Raw genomic sequence first — 23049 nt, 5'->3', positions numbered from 1 at the left:
ACCGCCGATGAAAAAACGCCGCCGGGTGCGATCCCGGCGGCGTTTTTCTTTACGTGCCCTTGATGAGCGGAAGCGCGCCTTACTTGTAGTCGTAATCCACCGTCAGCGGCGCATGGTCGCTGAACTTGATGTCGCGGAAGATCGTCGTCTGCTTGGCCGTGCCGGCCACGCCGGCCGTCGCGAGCTGGTAATCGATGCGCCACCCGACGTTCTTCGCGTAGGCCTGGCCGCGGTTGCTCCACCACGTGTACTGATCGGGGCGCGGGTCGAGCGTGCGGAACACGTCCACGTAGCCCACGTCGTCGAACAGCTTGGTCAGCCACGCGCGCTCTTCCGGCAGGCAGCCCGAGTTCTTCTGGTTGCTCTTCCAGTTGCGGATGTCGATTTCCTTGTGGACGATGTTCACGTCGCCGCACAGGATCACCTCGCGCTTCGCCTTCAGCTCGGCCAGGTGCGGCATGAATTCGTCCATGAAACGGTACTTGGCCTGCTGGCGCTCCTCGCCGCTCGACCCGGACGGCACGTAGACCGAAATCACCGATAGCTTGCCGAAGCGCGCCTCGACATAGCGCCCCTCGGCGTCGAACTCGCTGCTGCCATAGCCGATGATCACGTCGTCCGGCTCGCGGCGCGTGTAGAGGCCCGCGCCGCTGTAGCCCTTCTTCTGCGCGTGGTGGAAATAGCCCTGGAAACCGTGCGGCGCGACGAATTCGGCCGGCAGGTCGTCGGCCGACACCTTGATTTCCTGCACGCAGACGCAATCGGCAGTCTGATCGCCGAGCCAGTCGAAAAAGCCCTTCTTCGCGGCCGAGCGGATGCCGTTCAAATTCGCCGTGATGACACGCAGCATGATGTGATTCCGTTCAGTGTTCGGTAAGTGGGAGGGGAGCAAGCGAGGCGGCCGGCCAGCCGGCGGTCACTCGACTCACTCGATCGTCACGCCCTTCAGTTCGGGTTTGGCGGCCGGATAGTCGAGCTTCATCGCGGCCAGCTCGCGCAGCAGCAATTCGGCCACCATGACGTTGCGGTGCGTCTTGGAATCGGCCGGGATCACGTACCACGGCGCGTGCGGCGCGGAGGTGGCGGCGATCGCGTCGCGGTAGGCGGCCTGGTAGGCATCCCAGTGCTTGCGCGCCTCGATGTCGGACAGGTCGAACTTCCAGTGCTTGTCGGGGTTGTCGATGCGCGATTGCAGGCGCTTGCGCTGCTCGTCCTTCGAGATGTGCAGGAAGCACTTGACGATGGTGGTGCCCGATTCGTGCAGCATGGTTTCGAATTCGCGGATCTGCCGATAGCGGCGCGCGCATTCGTCGGCATCGATCGCGCCGATCACGCGCGGCACCAGCACATCCTCGTAATGGCTGCGATTGAAGATGGTCAGCTCGCCCGCGGCCGGCGCCTGCGCATGCACGCGCCAGAGGAAATCGTGCGCCAGTTCCACGGCGGTGGGCGCCTTGAACGGCACCACGCGCAGGCCCAGCGGATCGACCTCGTGGAACACGGCGCGCACCGTGCCGTCCTTGCCGCTGGTATCCATGCCCTGCAACACCAGCAGCAGGCGCTTGCGCGATTGCGTGTGGAGCCGGTCCTGCAAGGCATCGATCTGCACCGAGACTTCGGACAGCCGCGCGCGGTCCGCCTCTTTCGAGCCGGCCGAGAACGGCTTGTCGCCGGCCTCGAAACGGTCGAGCCGGAAGCCGGCCGCCGCTTTTTCATCGGTGTGATACGGCACGCGGAAATCGTCGAGCGATGCTTGCTTGGCCATCTATGCCTCCGGGCGGAACAGGGTTCGGGCTGCATGCCGCGCGAGCCGCCGCGACACCAGCCGACGAGCATAACGCAACGGGCCGCCGCCGGCAGCCTGCCCGGCAGCGGCCCGCGAGCGCAGCCGCACCATCGGCCGCGCGATGCTCAACCGAGCTTCTTTTTCAGCAGTTCGTTGACCTGGGCCGGGTTGGCCTTGCCCTTGGTCGCCTTCATCGCCTGGCCGACCAGCGCGTTGAACGCCTTCTCCTTGCCCGCGCGGAATTCCTCGACCGATTTCGCGTTGGCGGCCAGCACCTCGTCGATGATCGCTTCGAGCGCGCCGGTGTCGGAGATCTGCTTGAGCCCCTTCGCCTCGATGATGCGATCGGCCGCGGCTTCGTCGGTGGCCTGTTCGTCCCAGATCGCCTGGAAGATTTCCTTGGCGATCTTGTTCGAGATCGTGCCGTCGGCGATGCGTTGCAGCACCAGCGCGAACTGCGCGGCCGACACCGGGCACGCGTCGATCTCGATGCCTTCGCGGTTCAGCAGCGACGACACGTCGCCCATCAGCCAGTTGGCGGCCGTCTTGGCGTTGGCGGCGCCGGCCCGGGCGACCACCGCCTCGAAGTAGGCGGCCATCGCCTTGCTGGCGGTCAGCACCACGGCGTCATAGGCCGTCACGCCGTACTGCTCGACGAAGCGCTGCTGCATCGCAGCCGGCAGCTCGGGCATTTCACCGCGCACGCGCTCGATCCACTTCGGATCGATCACCACCGGCAACAGGTCCGGATCGGGGAAATAGCGGTAATCCTGTGCGTCTTCCTTGCTGCGCATCGAGCGCGTCTCGCGCTTGTCCGGATCGTAGAGGCGGGTTTCCTGCACCACTTCGCCGCCGTCCTCGATCAACTCGATCTGGCGGCGCACCTCGTAGTTGATCGCCTCTTCGAGGAAGCGGAACGAGTTCAGGTTCTTGATTTCGGCACGCGTGCCGAACTTCTCCTGGCCGACCGGGCGCACCGACACGTTGGCGTCGCAGCGGAACGAGCCTTCCTGCATGTTGCCGTCGCAGATGCCGAGCCACATCACCAGCGCGTGCAGCGCCTTCGCGTAGGCCACGGCCTCGGCCGCGCTGCGCATTTCCGGCTCGGTGACGATTTCGAGCAGCGGCGTGCCGGCGCGGTTCAGATCGATGCCGGTCATGTCGGCGAAATCTTCGTGCAGCGACTTGCCGGCATCTTCTTCCAGATGCGCGCGGGTCAGGTTGATGACCTTGGAATAGGCTTCCTTGCCGGCCTTTTCATTGGCCGGCACCTGGATCGTGACCTTGCCGCCCTGCACCACCGGGATCTCGAACTGGCTGATCTGATAGCCCTTCGGCAGATCCGGGTAGAAATAATTCTTGCGCGCGAAGATGCTGCGCGGCGCCACCACCGCGTCCACCGCGAGGCCGAGCCGGATCGCGCGCTCGACCGCGCCGCGGTTCAGCACCGGCAGCACGCCCGGCAGCGCGAGATCGACCGCGCAGGCCTGGGTGTTGGGTTCGGCGCCGAACTGCGTCGACGCGCCGGAGAAGATCTTCGACGCCGTCGACAGTTGCGCGTGCGTCTCCAGACCGATAACGACTTCCCACTGGGCCATGTTCTTAGACTCCTGCCGGAACTTGCTTGTGCCAATCGGTCGCGCGCTGGAACGCGTCGGCGACCTGCAGCATCCGGGCTTCGTTGAAATAGTTGCCGATGATCTGCAGGCCGACCGGGCGCTGCGCGTTCGCGCCGGCGCCGAAGCCGCACGGCACGCTCATGCCGGGCAGGCCGGCCAGGCTCACCGACAGCGTGTAGATGTCGGCCAGGTACATCTGGACCGGATCGTCGCCCTTGGCGCCGAGATCCCAGGCCACGCTCGGCGACGCCGGCCCCATGATCACGTCGCACTGCTCGAACGCGTTCTGGAAATCCTGCGCGATGATGCGGCGGATTTTCTGCGCCTGCAGGTAGTAGGCGTCGTAATAGCCGTGCGACAGCACGTAGGCGCCCACCATGATGCGGCGCTTCACTTCCGGGCCGAAGCCTTCGGCGCGCGACTTCTTGTACATGTCCTGCAGATCGCGGTATTGCGCGGCGCGATGGCCGTAGCGCACGCCGTCGAAACGCGACAGGTTCGACGACGCCTCGGCCGGCGCGATCACGTAATACACGGGGATCGACAGCTCGGTCTTCGGCAGCGACACCGGCACCAGCTTGGCGCCGAGCGCTTCGTACTGCTTGAGCGCGGCGTCGATCGCGGCGCGCACGTCGGCGGCCAGGCCATCGCCGAAATATTCGTTCGGCAGGCCGATGCGCAGGCCGGCCAGCGGCTTGTCGGCCGGTGCGTCCGGGGTCCAGCCCTGGCCGACGTAGCGGCCGAAATCTTCATCGTCGCGTTCGAGGCTGGTGGAATCGCGTTCGTCGAAACCGGCCATCGCGTTGAGCAGCAGCGCGCAATCGGCGGCGGTTTGCGCCATCGGGCCGCCCTGGTCGAGCGACGAGGCGAACGCGATCATGCCGTAGCGCGACACGCGGCCGTAGGTCGGCTTGATGCCGGTGATGCCGGTAAACGACGCCGGCTGGCGGATCGAGCCGCCGGTATCGGTGCCGGTAGCGGCCGGCGCGAGGCGCGCGGCCACGGCGGCCGAGCTGCCGCCCGAGCTGCCGCCCGGCACGGCCTGGTGATCCCACGGGTTCTTGACCGCGCCGAACGCCGAATTCTCGTTGGACGAACCCATCGCGAATTCGTCCATGTTGGTCTTGCCGAGCGTGACCATGCCGGCCGCGGCGAGCCGCGCGACCACGGTGGCATCGAACGGGCTCGTGTAGTTGGCGAGCATCTTCGAGCCGGCCGTCGAGCGCCAGCCGCGCGTGACGAACACGTCCTTGTGCGCGATCGGCAGGCCGGCCAGCGGGCCGGCGTGGCCGGCGGCGCGCGCGGCGTCGGCGGCGCGCGCCTGCGCGAGCGTCAGCTCCGGATCGACGTGGACGAAGGCGTTGAGCTCGCCGGCCGCGTCGATACGCTGCAGGTAGAGCTGCGCCAGCTCGACGGCCGAGGTTTGGCCGGCGTCGAGCGCGGCGCGCAGTTCGGTCAGACTTTTTGCGTGCATTGCGGGAGGATTCCTGGATTCTGGGGGGCCTGCGGCGGGCCGCGGGCCGGGACGGCGCTGGCCGGCCGCGCTTATTCGATCACCTTGGGCACGAGGAACAGGCCGTCCTGGACGGCGGGCGCGGCGCGCTGATTCTCGTCGCGATTCACCTGCTCGGTGACGACGTCCTCGCGCAGGCGCTGCTCGACGGCCTGGATCTGCTCGATCGGATGGGCCAGTGGCGCAATGTCGCGTGTGTCGACGGCGCGCATCTGCTCGACGAGGCCGAAGAAATCGTTGAGCTGGATCAGCGTGTGTTCGGCCTCGGCATCGGCGATTTCGAGCCGCGCCAGGTGCGCGATGCGTTTCACATCGTTCAGGGTCAAAGCCATGCGTTTCACCGGGAAAACTGGGCTTGCGCGACGCATTGGAAGCCGCGCCGCAACAGGGGGTTGGAGGACTCGTTCGAACCCTCAAAATCGGGTACGAAGCGGTGAATTGACGGTCCGTTTGGGTTCAAATACCCAGAAATTATAAGGTATCATTACGCGTTCGACCCAGCCCCGGACCATCCCCCTCGCACGGCAACCGTTAGCTGCAAGCCGGCTGCAAGCTCAGCCGCCTGCCAAGCGGGGCGCGCGACGGTCCCGGTAGATTGCACCCGCAGCTTCGCGTTCCAGCGGCGGCCATGCCCGCCCGATCCGAGGCTGTTATTTTTTCCGCCGCCACCCTTGCGCGCCATGTCAGCGCGGGGGCGGCCCAGAGCGAGACAGGATTCTGAATGTTCGGTTTTTTGCGCAGCTACTTCTCCAACGATCTCGCGATCGATCTCGGCACCGCAAACACCCTCATCTACATGCGCGGCAAGGGCATCGTCCTCGATGAGCCGTCCGTCGTGTCGATCCGCCAGGAAGGCGGCCCCAACGGCAAGAAGACGATCCAGGCCGTCGGCAAGGAAGCCAAGCAGATGCTCGGCAAGGTGCCGGGCAACATCGAGGCGATCCGGCCGATGAAAGACGGCGTGATCGCCGATTTCACCGTCACCGAGCAGATGATCAAGCAGTTCATCAAGACGGCGCACGAGTCGCGGATGTTCTCGCCCTCGCCGCGCATCATCATCTGCGTGCCGTGCGGTTCGACCCAGGTCGAGCGCCGCGCGATCAAGGAAGCCGCGCACGGCGCCGGCGCCTCGCAGGTCTACCTGATCGAGGAGCCGATGGCCGCCGCGATCGGCGCGGGCCTGCCGGTGTCGGAAGCCACCGGCTCGATGGTGGTCGACATCGGCGGCGGCACCACCGAAGTGGGCGTGATCTCGCTGGGCGGCATCGTCTACAAGGGTTCGGTGCGCGTCGGCGGCGACAAGTTCGACGAGGCGATCGTCAACTACATCCGCCGCAACTACGGCATGCTGATCGGCGAGCAAACCGCCGAAGCGATCAAGAAGCAAATCGGCTCGGCGTTCCCCGGCTCCGAAGTCAAGGAAATGGAAGTGAAGGGCCGCAACCTGTCGGAAGGCATTCCGCGCAGCTTCACGATCTCCAGCAACGAAATCCTCGAAGCACTGACCGATCCGCTGAACCAGATCGTCTCGTCGGTGAAGATTGCGCTCGAACAAACCCCGCCGGAACTGGGCGCGGATATCGCCGAGCGCGGCATGATGCTGACCGGCGGCGGCGCGCTGCTGCGCGATCTGGATCGCCTGCTGGCCGAGGAAACGGGCCTGCCGGTGCTGGTCGCCGAAGATCCGCTGACCTGCGTGGTGCGTGGTTCGGGCATGGCGCTCGAACGCATGGACAAGCTCGGCAGCATCTTCTCGTACGAGTAAACCCCGCTCCGGGGCCGCGCCGCGCATCGTGCGCGCAGCTCCGGGCCGGCGGACAACCCCGTCCCCGGCATGCAGCCGCCACCGACGCACGCGCGTGACGCTCCGGCTTGTAACATTGGCCGAACCGCCGCGCGTTTTTCGCGTCTGAGAATCATTTAACCGATCAAGCCGCCCGGCGCCGACCATGGAATACAGTCCGCCGCCCCTCTTCAAGCAAGGTCCGTCAGCGCTCGCGCGGCTGATCTTCTTCGTTGCGCTGGCGATCGCGCTCCTCGTGTCGGATGCGCGTTTCAATTCGCTCGAAATTGTCCGGGGCATTCTTGGCACTGCGCTGTACCCGCTGCAGCGGGCCGCGCTCGTGCCGCGCGACCTGTTCATGGGCGCCGCCGATCTGGCCGCGAGCAACGCCACGCTGCGCCACGACAACCAGCAACTGAACGACCGCAACCTGAAGCTCTCGCTGCAGGCCAACCAGTCGGCGCTGCTCGCCGCCGACAACATGCACCTGCGCGCGATCCTCGGCCTGCGCCAGCGCATCGCCGCGCAGGCCACCCCGGTCGAGATCCAGTACGACACCAGCGATCCGTTTTCGCAGAAGGTCGTGATCGGCCACGGCTCGCACGACGACATCCAGAACGGCGCGCCGGTGGTCACCGAAGACGGCGTGGTCGGCCAGGTCACGCGCGTGTTCCCGCTGCAATCCGAAATCACGCTGATCACCGATCGCGACCTCGCGATTCCGGTGCAGGTGCTGCGCACCGGGCTGCGCAGCGTGATCTACGGCACGCCGAAGGGCGATTCGCTCGACCTGCGCTTCGTGCCGACCAGCGCCGACCTGATGGTCGGCGACGAGCTGGTCACCAGCGGCCTCGACGGCATCTACCCGCCGGGCCTGCCGGTGGCCAAGGTGGCGCGCGTCGACAAGGTGGGCGATACCGCGTTCGCGCATGTGGTCTGCATGCCGGTGGCCGCCGTGCGCGGTGCGCGCGAGATGCTGGTGCTGCACTATCAATCCGATGTGCCGCCGCGTCCGGTCGATCCCGAAGCGGCCACCGACAAGAACGGCAAGGGTAAAAAGGGGGCGAAGGCCGCCGACAAGGCCAAGACGGCGACCAAGGAAGCCACGGCGGCGGCCGACAAGCCGGCAGCGCCCGCAGGCAAGCCCGGCAGCGTCGCCACGGCAGGCGCCACGGCCAACGGCAGCGCCGGCCCGGCCGCAGCCAATGTCGCCGCCAAGCCCGCCGCTGCCCCCGCCGCCAAGCCCGCACCGGCGCCCGCCGCCGCGCCGTCCCGGGGAACGCAGCCATGAGCCGTCCGCAATACATCCTGCAGCCGGTCAACCCGACCTTCATCATCTTCAGCCTGGCCGTCGCGTTCCTGCTGAACCTGATGCCGTGGGGGCGCCTGCCCGGCGTGCCCGATTTCGTCGCGGTCGTGCTGCTGTTCTGGAACATCCACCAGCCGCGCAAGGTCGGCATGGGCGTGGCGTTCCTGCTCGGCATCCTGATGGACGTGCACGACGCGGGCCTGCTCGGCGAACACGCGCTGGCCTACACGCTGCTCTCGTACGGCGCGATCACGATCCACCGCCGCGTGCTGTGGCTCTCGCTCGGCGTGCAGGCGTTCTACGTGATGCCGCTGCTGGTGCTCGCGCAGCTCGTGCCGTTCGTGATCCGCCTGATCATGGGCGCCGCGTTCCCGGGCTGGAGCTATCTCGTGGACGGTTTCGTCGAGGCCGCGCTCTGGCCGTTCGTGAGCCCCCTGCTGTTGATGCCGCAACGCCGCCCGGTCGATCCGGACGACACGCGGCCCATCTGACGTCACCATGACGTTGCCGCGCCGCCGCCTGCCTGCCGATCCGATCCCGGGCGTCGCGGCGCGTGCGCCTTACCCCGTATCCGCATGACCGAATTCCAGGACACCCAGCAACAGCTCTCGAAGTTCCGCCTGCGCGTCGCGGCGGCGGGCCTGTTCGTGTTCGTCTGCTTCGGGCTGCTCGCCACGCGCTTCTTCTATCTGCAGGTCTGGCAGCACAACAAGTACGCATTGCAGGCCAACGAGAACCGCATCTCGGTGGCGCCGATCGTGCCGAACCGCGGCATCATCACCGACCGCAACGGCGTGGTGCTGGCCCGCAACTATTCGGCCTACACGCTCGAAATCACGCCGTCGAAGCTGAACGACACGCTCGACAACACCATCACCGCGCTGTCGGACGTGATTCCGATCGACGCGCGCGACCGCCGCCGCTTCAAGAAGCTCCAGGAAGATTCGAAGAACTTCGAAAGCCTGCCGATCCGCACCCGCCTGACCGACGAGGAAGTCGCGCGCTTCACCGCGCAGCGCTGGCGCTTCCCCGGCGTCGAGGTGCGCGCGCGGCTGTTCCGCCAATACCCGCTCGGGCCGACGGCGGCGCACGTGATCGGCTATATCGGCCGGATCTCGAAGCGCGACCAGGATCGCATCGACGCGATGAGCGACGACAACGACAGCGATCCCGAGCACTACGATCCACGCAAGGACGCCAACAACTACAAGGGCACCGACTACATCGGCAAGATCGGCGTCGAGCAGAGCTACGAAACCGAGCTGCACGGCATCACCGGCTTCGAGGAAGTCGAGGTGACGGCCGGCGGCCGGCCGGTGCGCACGCTGTCGCGCACCCAGGCCACGCCCGGCGACAACCTGGTGCTGTCGATCGACATCGGCCTGCAACAGGTGGCCGAGCAGGCGTTCGCCGGCAAGCGCGGCGCGCTGGTCGCGATCGAGCCGGCCACCGGCGACGTGCTGGCCTTCGTGTCGTCGCCGAGCTTCGATCCGAACTCGTTCGTCGACGGCATCGACCAGCAGACCTGGGACGAACTGAACAACTCGCCCGACAAGCCGCTCCTGAACCGCCCGCTGCACGGCGTCTACCCGCCCGGCTCGACCTACAAGCCGTTCGTCGCGCTGGCCGGCCTCGAACTCGGCAAGCGCACGCCCGGCTGGGGCTTCCAGGATCCGGGCTACTACACGTTCGGCGGCCACACGTTCCGCAACGACGTGCGCTCGGGCCAAGGCTGGGTCGACATGAACCGCGCGATCATGGTGTCGAACGACACCTACTTCTACATGCTGGCGCACGACCTCGGCGTGACCAACATCGCGAACTTCATGAAGCCGTTCGGCTTCGGCCAGATCACCGGCATCGATGTGCAGGGCGAGGCGCGCGGCGTGCTGCCGTCGCCCGACTGGAAGAAGAAGACGTTCCGCAAGGCGGCGCTGCAGAAGTGGTACGACGGCGAAACCATCAGCCTCGGGATCGGCCAGGGCTACAACTCGTTCACGATCCTGCAGCTCGCGCACGCGGTGGCCACGCTGGCCGACAACGGCGTGGTCATGAAGCCCCACCTGGTCAAGGAAATCGAGGATCCGATCTCGCGCCAGCGGCACCTGACGGTGCCCAAGGAAAGCGAGGTGATCCCGCTCAAGCAGTCGAACATCGACGTGGTCAAGCGCGGCATGGAGAACGTGATCGAGAACCCGTCCGGCACCGCGTACAAGCTGTTCCGCGGCGCGCCCTACACGGCGGCCGGCAAGACCGGCACGGCACAGGTGTTCTCGCTGCAGGGCGCGAACTACCACGGCCACATGCTCGCCGAACACCTGCGCGACCACGCGCTGTTCACTGCCTACGCACCGGCCGATCACCCGCGGATCGCGCTCGCGCTGATCGTCGAGAACGGCGGCTGGGGCGCACAGTCGGCCGGCCCGATCGCGCGCAAGGTGCTCGATTTCTATCTGGTCGAGCGCCAGAATCCGACCAACGAAGCCACCGCCGTGGCCGCCGCCGCCTCGGCCACCGAGCCGGTCAGCGCGCCGGTGGTGGGCGACGCCACCCAGCCGGTGCAGGTTGCGATGGGCTTCACCGCACTGCCGCAGCCGGTGCCGCCCGCGGCGGCCAGCGCCGCCTCGGGCGCCAGCGCCGCCGACGCCGCCTCGGACGCGCCCCCCGGCAGCGCCGTGCCGGCCAGCGCGGCGGCCGCATCCGAGGCCGCCAGCGCGGTCAGCGCGACGCAGATGCGGCACCTGCCGCGCAAGCCGCACCGCACGCCGGCCAACGGCGCGAGCGCGCCCGCCGCGATCCGCGACGAACGCTCCGCCGCGCGGGCCGCCGCCGGCACCCACTAACGGAGAAAGGCATGCAATTCGACAAGCGCGCCTGGCTCGACAAGGCCAAACAGATGTTCGCGGGCTTCGATCGCCCGCTCGCGCTGTTCGTGTTCCTGCTGCTCTGCGTCGGGATCGTCACGCTCTACAGCGCCGCGATCGACATGCCGGGCCGCGTCGAGGATCAACTGCGCAACATCATGCTGACGTTCGTGCTGATGTGGATCATCGCGAACATCCCGCCGCAAACGCTGATGCGCTTCGCGGTGCCGCTCTATACGTTCGGGGTGGCGCTGCTGGTGGCCGTCGCCGTGTTCGGGATGACCAAGAAGGGCGCGAAACGCTGGCTCAACGTCGGGGTGGTGGTCCAGCCCTCGGAGATCCTCAAGATCGCCACGCCGCTGATGCTGGCCTGGTATTTCCAGCGCCGCGAAGGCGGCATCCGCTGGTTCGACTACCTGTTCGCGTTCGGCATCCTGCTGGTGCCGGTGGGCCTGATCGCCAAGCAGCCCGACCTCGGCACGGCGATGCTGGTGTTCGGCGCGGGGCTGTTCGTGATCTATCTGGCGGGGCTGTCGTTCAAGCTGATCGTGCCGGTGCTGATCGCCGGCGTGGTGGCGGTGGCCGCGATCGCCACGTTCGAGAGCAAGATCTGCCAGCCGCAGGTGGTCTGGCCGCTGATGCACGATTACCAGAAGCACCGCGTCTGCACCTTGCTCGATCCGACCTCCGATCCGCTCGGCAAGGGCTTCCACACGATCCAGGCCGTGATCGCGATCGGCTCGGGCGGGCCGGTCGGCAAGGGCTACCTGAAGGGCACCCAGGCGCACCTCGAATTCATCCCCGAGAAGCACACCGACTTCATCTTCGCCGTCTATTCGGAGGAGTTCGGGCTGGCGGGCGGCCTGGTGCTGCTGACGCTCTACATGCTGCTGATCGCGCGCGGGCTGTATATCGCCGCGCAGGGCTCGACGCTGTTCGGGCGGCTGCTGGCCGGTTCGCTGTCGCTGGGCTTCTTCACCTATGCGTTCGTCAACGTCGGCATGGTCAGCGGCGTGCTGCCCGTGGTGGGCGTGCCGTTGCCGTTCATGAGCTACGGCGGCACCGCGCTCGCCACGCTCGGCATCGCGATCGGCATGATCATGAGCGTCGGGCGGCAGAAGCGCCTGATGAAGTCCTGACGCGCGCTCACCCGCCATTCAAGCGAAAACCCGGCGTCGGTTCATCACGCCGGGTTTTTCGTTACTGCCGGCGGCGCTGCGTGCGCCGCTCGTTCATTGCGATGCCGCTTGCGGCGCCGAAGCCGCCGATGCGCCCGAAGCACCCGACGCTCCGGCCGCCACCTGCGCACGCAGCGCCGTGCTGACTTCCTGATACTTGAGCGCGGCGACATCGTCGCCATGCACGGCCGCCGCCGCGTAATAGACGCGCGCGAGGTTCAGGTCGACAGCAACGCCATCGCCGCCGCGTTCGTAGAACGAGGCCGTCACGTATTGCGCGGTCGGCTCGCCGGCGTCGGCCGCCTTGCGATACCAGAGAAACGCCTGATGGTTGTCGCGCGGCGTGCCGCGACCGTCGAGGAACTGGTTGGCGAGCGCCAGCTCGGCCTCCACGTGCCCTTGCTGCGCCGCCTTCAGCAGCCAGCCGTGCGCCGCGGCGGGATCGCGCGCGACGAAATCGCCGTTGTCGTACATCGTGCCGAGGACGTACTGCGCCTGCGTCATGCCGGCCCCGGCAGCCGTATTGAGCCAGTGCAGGCCGTCCGGCACGTTGGCCGTGGCGCCTTCGCCCTTGAGCAGCATCATTCCGTAGTTGAATTGCGCGAGCCGGTCGCCGTGGCCGGCCGCGCGCTTGAAGCCCGCAAGCGCGGCGTCGAGATCGCCGGCGTTGTAATCGGCGACGGCCGCCGCCGTGGCCTTCGACGGCGCGGCCGGCTTGCGCAGCTTCGCGTGCGGCGTCGAGCGCGGTGCGCTGGCGGCGGCGTTCGCCATGCTGGCGGCGTTCGCCGCACCGGTTGCATTTGCCGTATCGGCCGCCAGGGCCGGCGCGCTCGTCACGAGCGCGGCGCCGGCCGCGCTCAACGCCAGATATGCCGCCACCGCGCGCGCGACGCGCACCGTCCGCTTGCCTGAGCCATTCATGTCCTGTTCTCCTGCTGGCCGCGCAAGGCGCATGGCGCGCGCGGCCGGTTGCCCCGTCACCCGTGTGGCGGAATCGTTGTTGTATCGGGAAAAGCGTGTTCGCTGCGCGGCGCGCGGCCGCCCGTGAGCCGCCGCGCGCATCGCGCGCGCGACGATCATACCGTGGTCAGAAATGCGCCGCCGGGCGTGCGTTCGGGGGACGCGAAGCGCCGCTCGACAGGGCGAACGGCGTGCGGGAAAGCGACGGGAAGGAGGGCGAAACGAAGGCGGACAACAGCGCGTGCCGGGCCTCGCGCCCGGCCGGCGAGCGGCGCCTCAGCGCGCCGGATTGCGTTCGACGTCGGCCCAGCAGTTCGGCGTTTCGTAGAGCCGCACGCGTTCGAGGCGCAGGTTGATGCCGTAATGGGCGTCGTACACATTCGCAAGGATGTCGAACGCCACCGCCGCGAGGTTCTCGACGGTGGGAATGCGGTCGAGCACGACCGTCTTGTGGTCGGCCATCTGTTCGAGAAACCCGCGCACCTGCTCGTCGCGCGCATACACGAGGAACGCGTGATCCCACTTGCCGACCAGGTGCTCCATGGCCAGCGATTTGACGTCGGCGAAATCCATCACCATGCCGCGGTCGGGCGCGCCTTCCGTATCGACGAGATCGCCGCGCAGCGTGATTTCGAGCACATAGCGATGGCCGTGCAGGTTGCGGCACTGGCTGCGGTGATCGGGGATGCGGTGGCCCGCGTCGAATTCGAGTTTTCGGGTAATCAGCACGATGAGTGAAGCTCGCGGCTCAAGGAATATTCAGGTATTTGTGCGTCTGCATCGACAGGCGCCACTGCGGATGGCGCTTGCACCAGTCGATCGCGAGCTTCGTATTGAGATCGCGCGACGGGCCGTCCATCGGCTGCACGAGGAAGTAGGCGAAATCGAGCTTCGCGTACTCGGCCAGGCGCTGGTTGTCCTGCGGGATCACGACCTTCAGCTCGTGGCCCCGGGTGACGACCAGCGGCGCATCGGCCTTCGGGCTGACGCAGATCCAGTCGATGGTATCGAGCACCGGCAGCGAGCCGTTGGTCTCGATGGCGATCTCGAAGCCGCGCGCATGCAGCGCGTCGACCAGCGCCTGATCGAGTTGCAGCATCGGCTCGCCGCCCGTGCAGACGACGAAGCGATTCGCCTCGCCTTCCGGCCACAGCGCCGCCACCTGGTCGGCCAGCGCGTCGGGCGTCTTGAACTTGCCGCCGTTCTCGCCATCGGTGCCGACGAAATCGGTATCGCAGAACCGGCACACGGCCGATTCGCGATCGGCTTCGCGGCCCGTCCACAGATTGCAGCCGGCGAACCGGCAGAACACGGCCGGACGCCCGGCATTCGCGCCCTCGCCCTGCAACGTGTAGAAGATTTCCTTGACCGTGTACGTCATCTGCTCATCGTGCGGCGGCTTGCCGCCGTTTCCATTGCTGCGCGCCTGCCCGGCGCGCGTTGTGCGGTGCCGGCCGTCAGGCCGGCGCCTCGGTGACCTGCTCGCCGTTGCGATAGGCCTCGTAGCCGCGCTTGCGCAGCTTGCAGGCCGGGCACGCGCCGCAGCCGAAGCCCCAGTCGTGCAGTTCGGCGCGCTCGCCCACGTAGCAGGTGTGGGTTTCGACGCGCACCAGTTCGACCAGATCCTGGCCGCCGAGCTGCTCGGCGAGCCGCCAGGTGTCGGCCTTGTCGAGCCACATCAGCGGCGTTTCGAGCACGACGCGGGTATCCATGCCGAGGTTCAGCGCGACCTGCAGCGCCTTCATGGTGTCGTCGCGGCAATCGGGGTAGCCGGAGAAATCGGTCTCGCACATGCCGCCGACCAGCACCTTGAGCCCGCGACGATAGGCGACGGCGGCCGCGATCGTCATGAACATCAGGTTGCGGCCCGGCACGAAGGTGTTCGGCAAGCCGTTCTCGGCCGTTTCGATCTCGATGCTGCGCGTCATCGCGGTATCGCTGATCGCGCCGAGCACCGACAGGTCGATCATGTGATCCTCGCCGAGCCGGTTCGCCCATTGCGGGAAGCGCGTGCGCAGCGCTTCGCGCACGCCTTCGCGGCATTCCAGCTCGACGCGGTGGCGCTGGCCGTAATCGAAACCGAGGGTCTCGACGGTTGGATAACGTTCGAGCGCCCAGGCCACGCAGGTTGCCGAATCCTGGCCGCCGGAAAACAGTACGAGCGCGCCGCCCTTGGCGTCTGTCCGAATCACCGTGTACTCCGAGTAGAGAGGAGCCGCCGCGGCGCCGCGCGCGGGATCGGGCGGTGCGAGCGACAAACAAAAAAGGACTTGCGGCGCGGAAAACCAGCGTCTCAAGTCCTTCAAGTCTTTGAGTCGGCAGGGATTTTATCATGCAGCCCGCCGTTTCGCCCGGCGCGCGCCCCGCGTGGCGGCGCATGCCGGGCATAGCGGGCGCGGCATGACCGATGCGGCGCACGTTTGGAAGAGGCGGGGGCAACCCCGGGGCTTCCAAAGGGAAAAGGTCCAAAAGCCGTGAAGCTTTTGGACCTTTTCGAATTTGGTGGCCTGGGTCGGAATCGAACCAACGACACGCGGATTTTCAATCCGCTGCTCTACCAACTGAGCTACCGGGCCAACGAAGAAGAGAGAGTATAGCCAGACCGTAACTGCAGATCAAGCCCTTTTCGCAAAAAATTCAGAGGCCGCCTTCCGGAGGCTTCTTGCCGAGTTCGACGCCGAGCTGCTTGAGCTTGCGATACAAGTGCGTGCGTTCGAGGCCCGTCTTTTCCGCGACGCGCGTCATGCTGCCGTTCTCGCGTGCCAGGTGGTACTCGAAGTAGGCCCGCTCGAACGCATCGCGCGCCTCGCGCAACGGAATGTCGAACGGGATCGCGGCAGCCTGCCCCGACGCACCGAGCGCCACCTGCACTTCCTCGCCGAGCGTCGGCAGCGCGGCGGCCGAGGCCACCGCCGCCGGGCCGGCTGCCGGCTTCGCCGCCGGGCTTGGCTGCACCGGCGCCGCACCGCGCGCCAAGCCGTGCTCGACCGATTTCAGCAGCTTCTGCAATGCGATCGGCTTCTCGAGGAAATCGAGTGCGCCGATCTTGGTCGCCTCGACCGCGGTATCGATCGTCGCGTGCCCGGACATCATGATCACGGGCATCGTCAGTTGCCCGTGGCTCGCCCATTCCTTCAACAACGTGACGCCGTCCGTATCGGGCATCCAGATGTCGAGCAGGACGAGATCGGGCGCGAGCCGCTGACGATAGTCACGCGCGGCCTGCGCGTTCTCCGCCAACTCGACGACGTGTCCTTCGTCCGCGAGGATTTCCGAGAGCAATTCCCGGATGCCCATTTCATCATCTACCACCAGGATGGTTGCCATTTACGCTGCCCTTGTCTGCACTGTTGCTTTTGTCTTGGCGGGTGCCGTTCCGCTGTTCGCTCCGCCCTCGGAGCCCGTGGTGTCGTCGGCGAGCTGCAGGAACAGGATGGAAACCTGCGCGCCCTCGACCACTTCACCCTGCATGCGGTTGCGCAGATCGATCCGCGCACCGTGTTCATCCACGATCTTCTTCACTGTTGCGAGCCCGAGGCCCGTGCCCTTCGCCTTCGTCGTGACGTAAGGCTCGAACGCGCGTGTCAGGATGCGCGCCGAAAAACCCGGGCCGTTGTCGGATACACCCAGCCGCACCGCGATACGCCGCATGCCGCTCGCATCGGGGTCGCCATATTCTACTGCCCTCGTTTCGAGCCACACACGAGGCTGCGCGACATCGGCGACCGAATCCTGCGCGTTCTGCAGCAAATTGTGGATCACCTGACGCAGTTGCGTGGCGTCGCCGCGGATCACCGGCAGCGGCCCCTGCTCGACCACGATCACGTTCTTGCCTTCGCCCACGCCGTACAGCGTCAGCACTTCGCTGACCAGATCGTTGAGCTGCAGATTGCCGAGCACGGCCGGCGGCGTGCGCGCGTAATCGCGGAAATCGTCCACCATGCGCTTCATTGCGGCCACCTGGTTGACGATGGTGGTCGCGCCGCGCTTGAGCATGTCGGCATCGGCCGGCGCGAGCTTGTCGGCGAGTTTCATCTGCAGGCGCTCGGCCGAAAGCTGGATCGGCGTGAGCGGGTTCTTGATCTCGTGCGCGAGCCGTCGTGCCACCTCGCCCCAGGCCACCGAGCGCTGCGCGGAGATCACGTCGGAAATATCGTCGAACACCACCACGTAGCCGGATGTCTGGGGATCGTCGGCCTCGCCCGCCACGGCCGACGCAAGACGCGTGCCGCGTACCAGCAGCGTGAGCGGCTCGGGCTCGCCCGGCACCGTCACGGCGAACTGCTGCTGCCAGTGCCCGCGATCCTCGCCACCACGGCCGGTGGCCTCGCGATCCGCGAACGCCTTGCGCACCATCGCGCCGAACTCGGCGACCACCGCCAGTTGATCGAGCACGGTGCCGATCTGCGACTGGAACGGCTGGCGGAAAATCCGCTCGGCGCCGCGATTGGCGATCGTCAGGCGAAACTGGCGGTCGAGCACGAACACGCCGGCCGTCAGGTTGGCCAGGATGCCTTCGAGGTAGGACTTCGAATATTCGAGCGCGACGCGGTTGCGCTCCACCGCGAGCCGCGCCTCGGACAACTGGCGCGTCATCGCGTTGAACGACTGCGTGAGGAAGCCGAGCTCGTCGCGCGTCTTCAGCTCGCGCTTGGGCGTGTAGTCGCCTTCGGCCACTTCCTTGGTGCCCTGCGCCAGCAGGAACAGCGGCCGCGCGAGCTGGTTGCCGAGCGCGAGCGCGATCATCATCGCGATGAAGGTGGCCAGGAACAGCGCGAGCGTCAGCGTGCCGATATACATCTTGCGCAGGCCGCTGCGGCCCAGCGATTTTTCCTGGTACTCGCGGTAGGCGCGCTGCACGGCGTCGGCGTTGCGCGCAAGCGTGGGCGAGACGGGCTGCGTCAGTTGCAGATAGCGCTCGACCGGCCGCAGCAGCGCCGTCGACGAATCGGGAATGCGCTGCACCACGCGCAGGCGCAGCGCGCCCTTCGCGCCGCGCGCGCGCGGATCGCCGTCCACCTCGCCTTCGATCGCCGCGTAGCCGCTGTGCTCGCGCGCCTGGTCCAGCATCAGCGGCGTGGGCATGTCGTCGGGGATCAGCGCGGCGAAATTGCCCGAGGCCTGCGCGACGATGTGCAGATCGGGCGTCGCGCCCGTGCCGTTGTGGCCCGGCTCGACGATGGTGGCGTCCTGCACGCCGAACTGGTCGCGCAGGCGCAGCAGCGTCAGCGTGGTGCCGTTGGTGTTGGCATCGGCGCTCGACAGTTGCTCGGACATCAGCCGCGCCTTGTTCTGCAGATCCGACAGCGAGGCGTCGAGCATGCCGCGGCCGAGGTTCAGGCCGGCCGTCAGCGCCGTCTCCACATTGACGTCGAACCACGACTCGATGCTGCGCGAGACGAACTGATACGACACGATGTAGATGATGCCGCCCGGCACCACGCCCACCAGCGCGAAGAAGATCGCCAGCTTGGCGAGCAGCCGCGTGCCGAACTTGCCCTTGCGCAGGCGCACCACGATCATCCCGCCGAGCCCGAGCACCACCAGCAGGAACACGATCGCGACGAGGATGTTCGCGGTGTAGAGCCACGAGTAATAGCGGTCGAAGAATTCGGTGTTGGCGCTCGCGGCGGCGAGCAGCACCAGCAGCAGCAGCGCCGTGACCGCGACGGTCGAGACGAGCACGCGAATCAGCAGGCTCTTGCCGAAGAAGCGGCTCAGGCTATTTCGCACGATCGGTCACCGTGAACGTGAAGCGCTTCCAGTCGGACACGAGCGTCCAGTCGCGGTTGTTCACCGCGTCCACCTGGAACGGCTTCGGCATCAGCGCCGTGTCGAGCTGCATGCGCACCGAGGCCGTGTACGTTTCACCGGCCTGCACCTGCGTGCGGTCGATCACGTGCCAGGAGCTCACGTGCTGCACCACCGCCAGCGCATCCTTGAGCGTCGGGAAGCCGAGCTGCAGGCCGCCCGTCGAGACGCGATATTCGCGCGTGAGCGGCTGGAACGACAGGCGGATGGTTTGCGTGACCGACACCGGCTGTTCGTCGAACCAGTACCAGCGCGCGCGGCTCAGTTCGAAATCGGTCGTGAAGTAGAGCGGAATGCCCTTGTTGACGGCATCTTCGAGATTGGCGTTCAGCTCGAACTCGAAGCGCACGTCGAGCGCCCAGCCGTTGCCGTCCGATTGCAGCGACGCGCGCTGGACGTTGACCGGATCGGCATGGGCGGCGGGCGCGGCGGCCGCGAGGCACAGCGTGATCGCGACCAGCAGCGCGGCCGCGAACCGAAGTGGAAGGAGGCGAGAGATCGTCACCGTTTCTGAAAGCGCGCGTAGAAGAATCCGTCGTGATCGGCCGGCCGCGCGTCGGCGTCGTGACCGGCATCGTCCTGCAACCGGCCCGCGGCGGCCCGAGGCAGCAGTTGCCCGGGCGCGTCCAATCGTACCGCATCTTGAACCGCCGCTTCAAACCAGCGCGCCTGCTGTTCGCCTTCCTCGGGGAAGATCGAGCACGTCACGTACAACAATTCGCCGCCCGGTTTCAGCAACGGCCACAATGCCAGCACGATGCGGCGCTGCTCGGCCACCAGCGCGGCCACGTCGGTCTCGCGGCGCAGCCAGCGGATATCGGGATGACGGCGCACGATGCCCGAGGCCGAGCACGGCACGTCGGCCAGGATCCGGTCGAACGCCTGCCCGTCGTGCCACGCGGCCGGGTCGCCCGCATCGCCCACCCGCACCTCGGCCGTGAGCTTCAGGCGCGCGAGGTTGTCGCCGATGCGGGTGGCACGCGACGCATCGCTTTCGAGCGCCACCACGTCCACCTCGGCCAGCTCCAGCAGATGGCCGGTCTTGCCGCCCGGCGCCGCGCAGGCGTCGAGCACGCGCATGCCGTCGCGCACGCCGAGCGATTCGGCCGCGAGCTGCGCCCCGGCATCCTGCACCGACACGACGCCTTCCGCGAAGCCCGGAATCCGGTCTACCGGCAACGCCGCGGCGAGCCGCACCGCATGCCGGCCGACCGCCTGCGCCGCGATGCCGTGTTGGTTCAGCGTGGCCAGATAGGCCTCGACGCTGGTCTGCCGCGCATTGACGCGCAGCGTCAGCGGGCCGGGCGCGTCGCCGGCCGCGAGGATCGCCTGCCAGTCGTTCGGCCAGGCGCGTTCGACCGCGTCGATCCACCAGTCGCGATAGTTCCAGCGCGCCTCGCGTACCGCCTGCCATTGCGTGGCGAGCGTCGCGCGTTCGCGCAGGAAGCGACGCAGCACCGCATTGACCAGGCCCTTCGCGAACCCGAATTCGCGGCGTGCGCCAAGCGCCGTCACCGCCTGATCGACCACGGTAAACGGCGCGTAAGCCGCATCGGCCCCTTCGTCGACCAGCAGCGCCAGCGCGCAGGCCAGCAAGGCCTGCACATGCTCGGGCGGCGCCTTGCTGACCAGCGTGCCGATCAGCCAGTCGGTGGTGCCGCGCCGGCGCATCGTGCGGTAGGCGATGTCCTGAATCGCGCCGCGCGACAGGCCGCGCGCCGCCGCCGGCTGGGCCGCCTGCACCGCGGCCAGCGCGGCGGGCAACGCACTGCCGTGCGACACGGCGACCAGCGCCTGCGCGGCGCCGTCGAGCGCGAAGCCGAGCGAATCGGGCGGCAGGTGCAGCGCGGACAGGTGCGAGGCCGGCGCGTGCGGCGTGCGCGCCGGTGCCGGCCGGGCGGGCTTGCCCGGATTGGCGTGACGCGGACGGGACGGGCGGGGGGTGCGAGGCTGGGTCATCGGGTACGGGTCGTGCGCACCGGCGCCGAGCGGGCTGCGCGGCGGACGAATGGCGTCAAACGGGGGATTGTAGCGCGCCGCCGCGGCGGATTCCCGCGCGGGCCGGGGCAATGCGCCAAACCGGCGGGCCGGGCCGGCGGCCTCGTATGCCTGCGTCGCGTGCCGGGCTCATGTGCCGGGCTCATATGCCAGGCTCGCATGCCGGCCTCGCGTGCCGCGCTCATATGCCGGCCTCGCGTGCCGGGCACGTATGCCGGGCTCGTATGCCGGGCTCGTATGCCGAACCCGCACGCGTTGCCGTGCCGGGCACCGGGCCACCACCCGACAACCCCGATTCCTCATACCCGAGCCGCCCCGGCCGCCCCTGTGGTTCGGTGCGGAATCGCACGGACGCGAACTCGCTGCGATTCGTCTAATAGAAACCACGGAGCATCGAAGGGCACGGCGGTCGAAAAACGGACCGGCCCCGACGCGCACCGCATGACGGCCACCCAGCCGGACGCACCGCGCACGACGCGAGCGCCAGGCCGCCGGACGCGGTCATGACCAGCGGGGATTGGAGCCAGCGCATGCCACGGGGTTGGTGGATTGCGGCACGACACGGTTCGAACCCCCGAACGCACCAGCAGCACCACCTCAATCGGGGACCTCGTTCCATGAAAACCGCATTGCGCCGCATCCTTTCCGAATCCGCCCGCCTGAGCGTGCCGGTCGATACGCTCGCCGACGACACCGATCTCTACGCCGCCGGCCTCTCCTCGCTCGCCACCGTCCACCTGATGCTCGCCATCGAGGACGAGTTCGGCATCGAGGTGCCGGACCGCATGCTCACGCGCCGCCTGTTCTCGAGCATCGACTCGCTGGCCGCCGCCGTGGCCGAACTGCAGAAGGCCGCCGCATGAACTCGCCGCTGATCCATCAGCCGGCAGCGGCGGACCCGGCCGGCTCGGCCGCGCTGGCGGCGGCCACGGCCAGCGATCTGCCGGATGCAGCGGAACGGGTGGAGCAGATCCTGCCATCCGCACCGCCCGCCGTTGCATCGCTCTCTCCGTTGTCCGCATCGAGCACATCGCTGGCGTCGCCCGAGCCGGACTGGCGCGCCGCCGCCCAACGCTGCGCCGATCTCGCCGCCCAGTTCGCCGACGCCATCGACCGCGAGGCGCGCTTCCCGTTCGAGGCGTTCGAGGCGCTGCGCCGCGAGCGATTGCTGTCCGCGCTGGTGCCGGCCGCGTATGGCGGCGCGGGCTTGTCGCTGGCCGAGGTCGGCGAGATCTGCGAAACGCTCGCGCACGGCTGCGCATCGACCGCGATGGTCTACGCGATGCACCAGATCCAGGTGGCCTGCATCGAGCGCCACGCCAGCGGCAACGCCTGGCAGCGCACGCTGCTCGGCAAGCTGGTCGAACACCAGTGGCTGCTCGCGTCGGCCACCTCGGAAGAAAACATCGGCGGCAGCATGCGCACCAGCGCCTGCTCGGTCGAACTCGACGGCACGCGCTTTCGCATCGACAAGGCCTGCCCGACCATCTCCTACGGCGCGCACGCCGACGCGATCCTGGTCACCGCGCGGCGCACCGCCGACGCGCCGGCCGCCGACCAGGTGCTGATCGTCGCGCTGCGCGACGAGACGCGGCTCGACAAGCGCAACGGCTGGGATTCGATGGGCATGCGCGGCACCTGCAGCGAAGGCTTCGCGCTGGTCGCCACCGGCCACGTCGACCAGATCCTCGCCACGCCGTTCGCCGAGATCGCCGACCGCACCATGCTGCCCGTCTCGCACACGCTGTGGGCCGCCGTATGGACCGGCATCGCCGGCGACGCCGTGAACCGCGCCAAGGCGTTCTTCCGCGCCCAGGCGCGCGCCAAGCCCGGCTCGGTGCCGCCCGCCGGCCTGCGCCTGGCCGAAGCGGTGGGCCTGTTGCAGATGATGCAGGCGCGCCTCGCAGCCGCGTTCCAGGCCGAGCACGCGGAGCACCGGGCCGCGCGCGGCCCGGCCGACGACGACGCGCCGCTCTCCGCGATGCTCGGCTTCGCCGCCGACATGAACACGCTGAAGACCGCCATCTCGCAAACGGCCCTGCAGGTCGTGCAGCAGGTGCTGATGATCTGCGGCATGGCGGGCTACAAGAACGGCACGCCGTTCAGCGTCGGGCGCCACCTGCGCGACCTGCACTCCGCGCCGCTGATGATCAACAACGACCGCATCGCGCAGAACACCGCGAGCCTCCTGCTCGCGCAGCGCCCGACCACCCACGCGAAGGGGTAAC

Annotated in this window: 20 protein-coding genes and 1 tRNA gene; 7 read left to right on the top strand and 14 right to left on the bottom strand. The window is 67.9% G+C overall.

The annotated features are described in order from the left end of the window. Positions 1–79: 79 nt before the first annotated feature. The 5 genes from AB4851_RS16720 to gatC all read right to left on the bottom strand — a co-directional run bounded on the left by AB4851_RS16720 (position 80) and on the right by gatC (position 5250). Positions 80–850 (bottom strand): exodeoxyribonuclease III, encoded by a 771-nt coding sequence (locus AB4851_RS16720; protein WP_414450724.1) that lies wholly within the window; start codon positions 848–850, stop codon positions 80–82. A gap of 75 nt (positions 851–925) precedes the next feature. Next, positions 926–1765 (bottom strand): PPK2 family polyphosphate kinase, encoded by an 840-nt coding sequence (locus tag AB4851_RS16715; RefSeq protein ID WP_414450723.1) that lies wholly within the window; start codon positions 1763–1765, stop codon positions 926–928. A 146-nt stretch (positions 1766–1911) separates the two neighbouring features. After that, positions 1912–3384, bottom strand: a complete 1473-nt coding sequence (gene gatB, locus AB4851_RS16710; protein WP_414450722.1) for an Asp-tRNA(Asn)/Glu-tRNA(Gln) amidotransferase subunit GatB — start codon at positions 3382–3384, stop codon at positions 1912–1914. A 4-nt stretch (positions 3385–3388) separates the two neighbouring features. Next, entirely contained in the window at positions 3389–4879 is a 1491-nt protein-coding gene (gene gatA / locus AB4851_RS16705) for an Asp-tRNA(Asn)/Glu-tRNA(Gln) amidotransferase subunit GatA (RefSeq protein ID WP_414450721.1), read from the bottom strand. A gap of 71 nt (positions 4880–4950) precedes the next feature. Further along, complete coding sequence (gene gatC / locus AB4851_RS16700; protein WP_414450720.1) at positions 4951–5250, bottom strand: Asp-tRNA(Asn)/Glu-tRNA(Gln) amidotransferase subunit GatC; 300 nt, start codon at positions 5248–5250, stop codon at positions 4951–4953. A 389-nt stretch (positions 5251–5639) separates the two neighbouring features. Here gatC and AB4851_RS16695 point away from each other — a divergent pair, with 389 nt between their 5' ends. The 5 genes from AB4851_RS16695 (at position 5640) to rodA (ending at position 12013) form a co-directional block, all read left to right on the top strand. After that, complete coding sequence (locus tag AB4851_RS16695; protein WP_414443426.1) at positions 5640–6683, top strand: rod shape-determining protein; 1044 nt, start codon at positions 5640–5642, stop codon at positions 6681–6683. A gap of 184 nt (positions 6684–6867) precedes the next feature. Further along, positions 6868–7992 carry a rod shape-determining protein MreC gene (mreC, locus tag AB4851_RS16690; protein WP_414450719.1) on the top strand — a complete coding sequence of 375 codons (1125 nt, stop codon included), beginning with the start codon at positions 6868–6870 and terminating at the stop codon, positions 7990–7992. Then, complete coding sequence (gene mreD / locus AB4851_RS16685; protein ID WP_414443428.1) at positions 7989–8501, top strand: rod shape-determining protein MreD; 513 nt, start codon at positions 7989–7991, stop codon at positions 8499–8501. Before mreC ends, mreD begins: the two co-directional genes overlap by 4 nt. Positions 8502–8585: 84 nt before the next feature. After that, complete coding sequence (gene mrdA / locus AB4851_RS16680) at positions 8586–10853, top strand: penicillin-binding protein 2 (RefSeq protein WP_414450718.1); 2268 nt, start codon at positions 8586–8588, stop codon at positions 10851–10853. 11 nt (positions 10854–10864) lie between these two features. Then, positions 10865–12013 carry a rod shape-determining protein RodA gene (gene rodA, locus AB4851_RS16675; protein WP_414450717.1) on the top strand — a complete coding sequence of 383 codons (1149 nt, stop codon included), beginning with the start codon at positions 10865–10867 and terminating at the stop codon, positions 12011–12013. A gap of 93 nt (positions 12014–12106) precedes the next feature. Here the strand turns inward: rodA and AB4851_RS16670 are convergent, their stop codons facing one another. The 9 genes from AB4851_RS16670 to rsmB form a co-directional block, all read right to left on the bottom strand. Beyond that, on the bottom strand, positions 12107–12973 hold the full coding sequence (locus tag AB4851_RS16670) for a tetratricopeptide repeat protein (RefSeq protein WP_414450716.1): 867 nt from the start codon (positions 12971–12973) through the stop codon (positions 12107–12109). A 315-nt stretch (positions 12974–13288) separates the two neighbouring features. Next, positions 13289–13741: a 6-carboxytetrahydropterin synthase QueD gene (gene queD, locus AB4851_RS16665; RefSeq protein ID WP_414443431.1), complete on the bottom strand. Its 453-nt coding sequence runs from the start codon at positions 13739–13741 to the stop codon at positions 13289–13291. Positions 13742–13760: 19 nt separating this feature from the next. Further along, positions 13761–14393, bottom strand: a complete 633-nt coding sequence (gene queE, locus AB4851_RS16660; protein ID WP_414450715.1) for a 7-carboxy-7-deazaguanine synthase — start codon at positions 14391–14393, stop codon at positions 13761–13763. Between the two features lie 76 nt (positions 14394–14469). Then, positions 14470–15204, bottom strand: a complete 735-nt coding sequence (gene queC / locus AB4851_RS16655) for a 7-cyano-7-deazaguanine synthase QueC (protein ID WP_414443433.1) — start codon at positions 15202–15204, stop codon at positions 14470–14472. Positions 15205–15512: 308 nt separating this feature from the next. Further along, a tRNA-Phe gene (locus AB4851_RS16650) sits at positions 15513–15588 on the bottom strand. A gap of 61 nt (positions 15589–15649) precedes the next feature. Further along, positions 15650–16339 (bottom strand): response regulator transcription factor EsaR, encoded by a 690-nt coding sequence (esaR, locus tag AB4851_RS16645; protein ID WP_414443434.1) that lies wholly within the window; start codon positions 16337–16339, stop codon positions 15650–15652. After that, positions 16340–18745: a sensor histidine kinase EsaS gene (esaS, locus tag AB4851_RS16640; protein ID WP_414450714.1), complete on the bottom strand. Its 2406-nt coding sequence runs from the start codon at positions 18743–18745 to the stop codon at positions 16340–16342. Next, complete coding sequence (locus AB4851_RS16635) at positions 18735–19328, bottom strand: DUF4390 domain-containing protein (protein ID WP_414443436.1); 594 nt, start codon at positions 19326–19328, stop codon at positions 18735–18737. Before AB4851_RS16635 ends, esaS begins: the two co-directional genes overlap by 11 nt. Further along, positions 19325–20782: a 16S rRNA (cytosine(967)-C(5))-methyltransferase RsmB gene (gene rsmB, locus AB4851_RS16630; RefSeq protein WP_414450713.1), complete on the bottom strand. Its 1458-nt coding sequence runs from the start codon at positions 20780–20782 to the stop codon at positions 19325–19327. Before rsmB ends, AB4851_RS16635 begins: the two co-directional genes overlap by 4 nt. A gap of 656 nt (positions 20783–21438) precedes the next feature. On the opposite strand from rsmB, the gene AB4851_RS16625 reads away from it, so the two are divergent. After that, on the top strand, positions 21439–21684 hold the full coding sequence (locus tag AB4851_RS16625; protein WP_414450712.1) for an acyl carrier protein: 246 nt from the start codon (positions 21439–21441) through the stop codon (positions 21682–21684). Continuing rightward, positions 21681–23048, top strand: coding sequence for an acyl-CoA dehydrogenase family protein (locus tag AB4851_RS16620; protein WP_414450711.1), 1368 nt, complete (start codon positions 21681–21683; stop codon positions 23046–23048). The genes AB4851_RS16625 and AB4851_RS16620 overlap by 4 nt, the downstream gene beginning before the upstream one ends. The last annotated feature ends 1 nt before the right edge of the window (position 23049 follow it).

Origin of the sequence: Burkholderia sp. 22PA0099 (assembly GCF_047497165.1) — a bacterium.
GTDB lineage: Bacteria > Pseudomonadota > Gammaproteobacteria > Burkholderiales > Burkholderiaceae > Burkholderia.
This window is presented reverse-complemented; position numbering and strand designations above follow the sequence as displayed.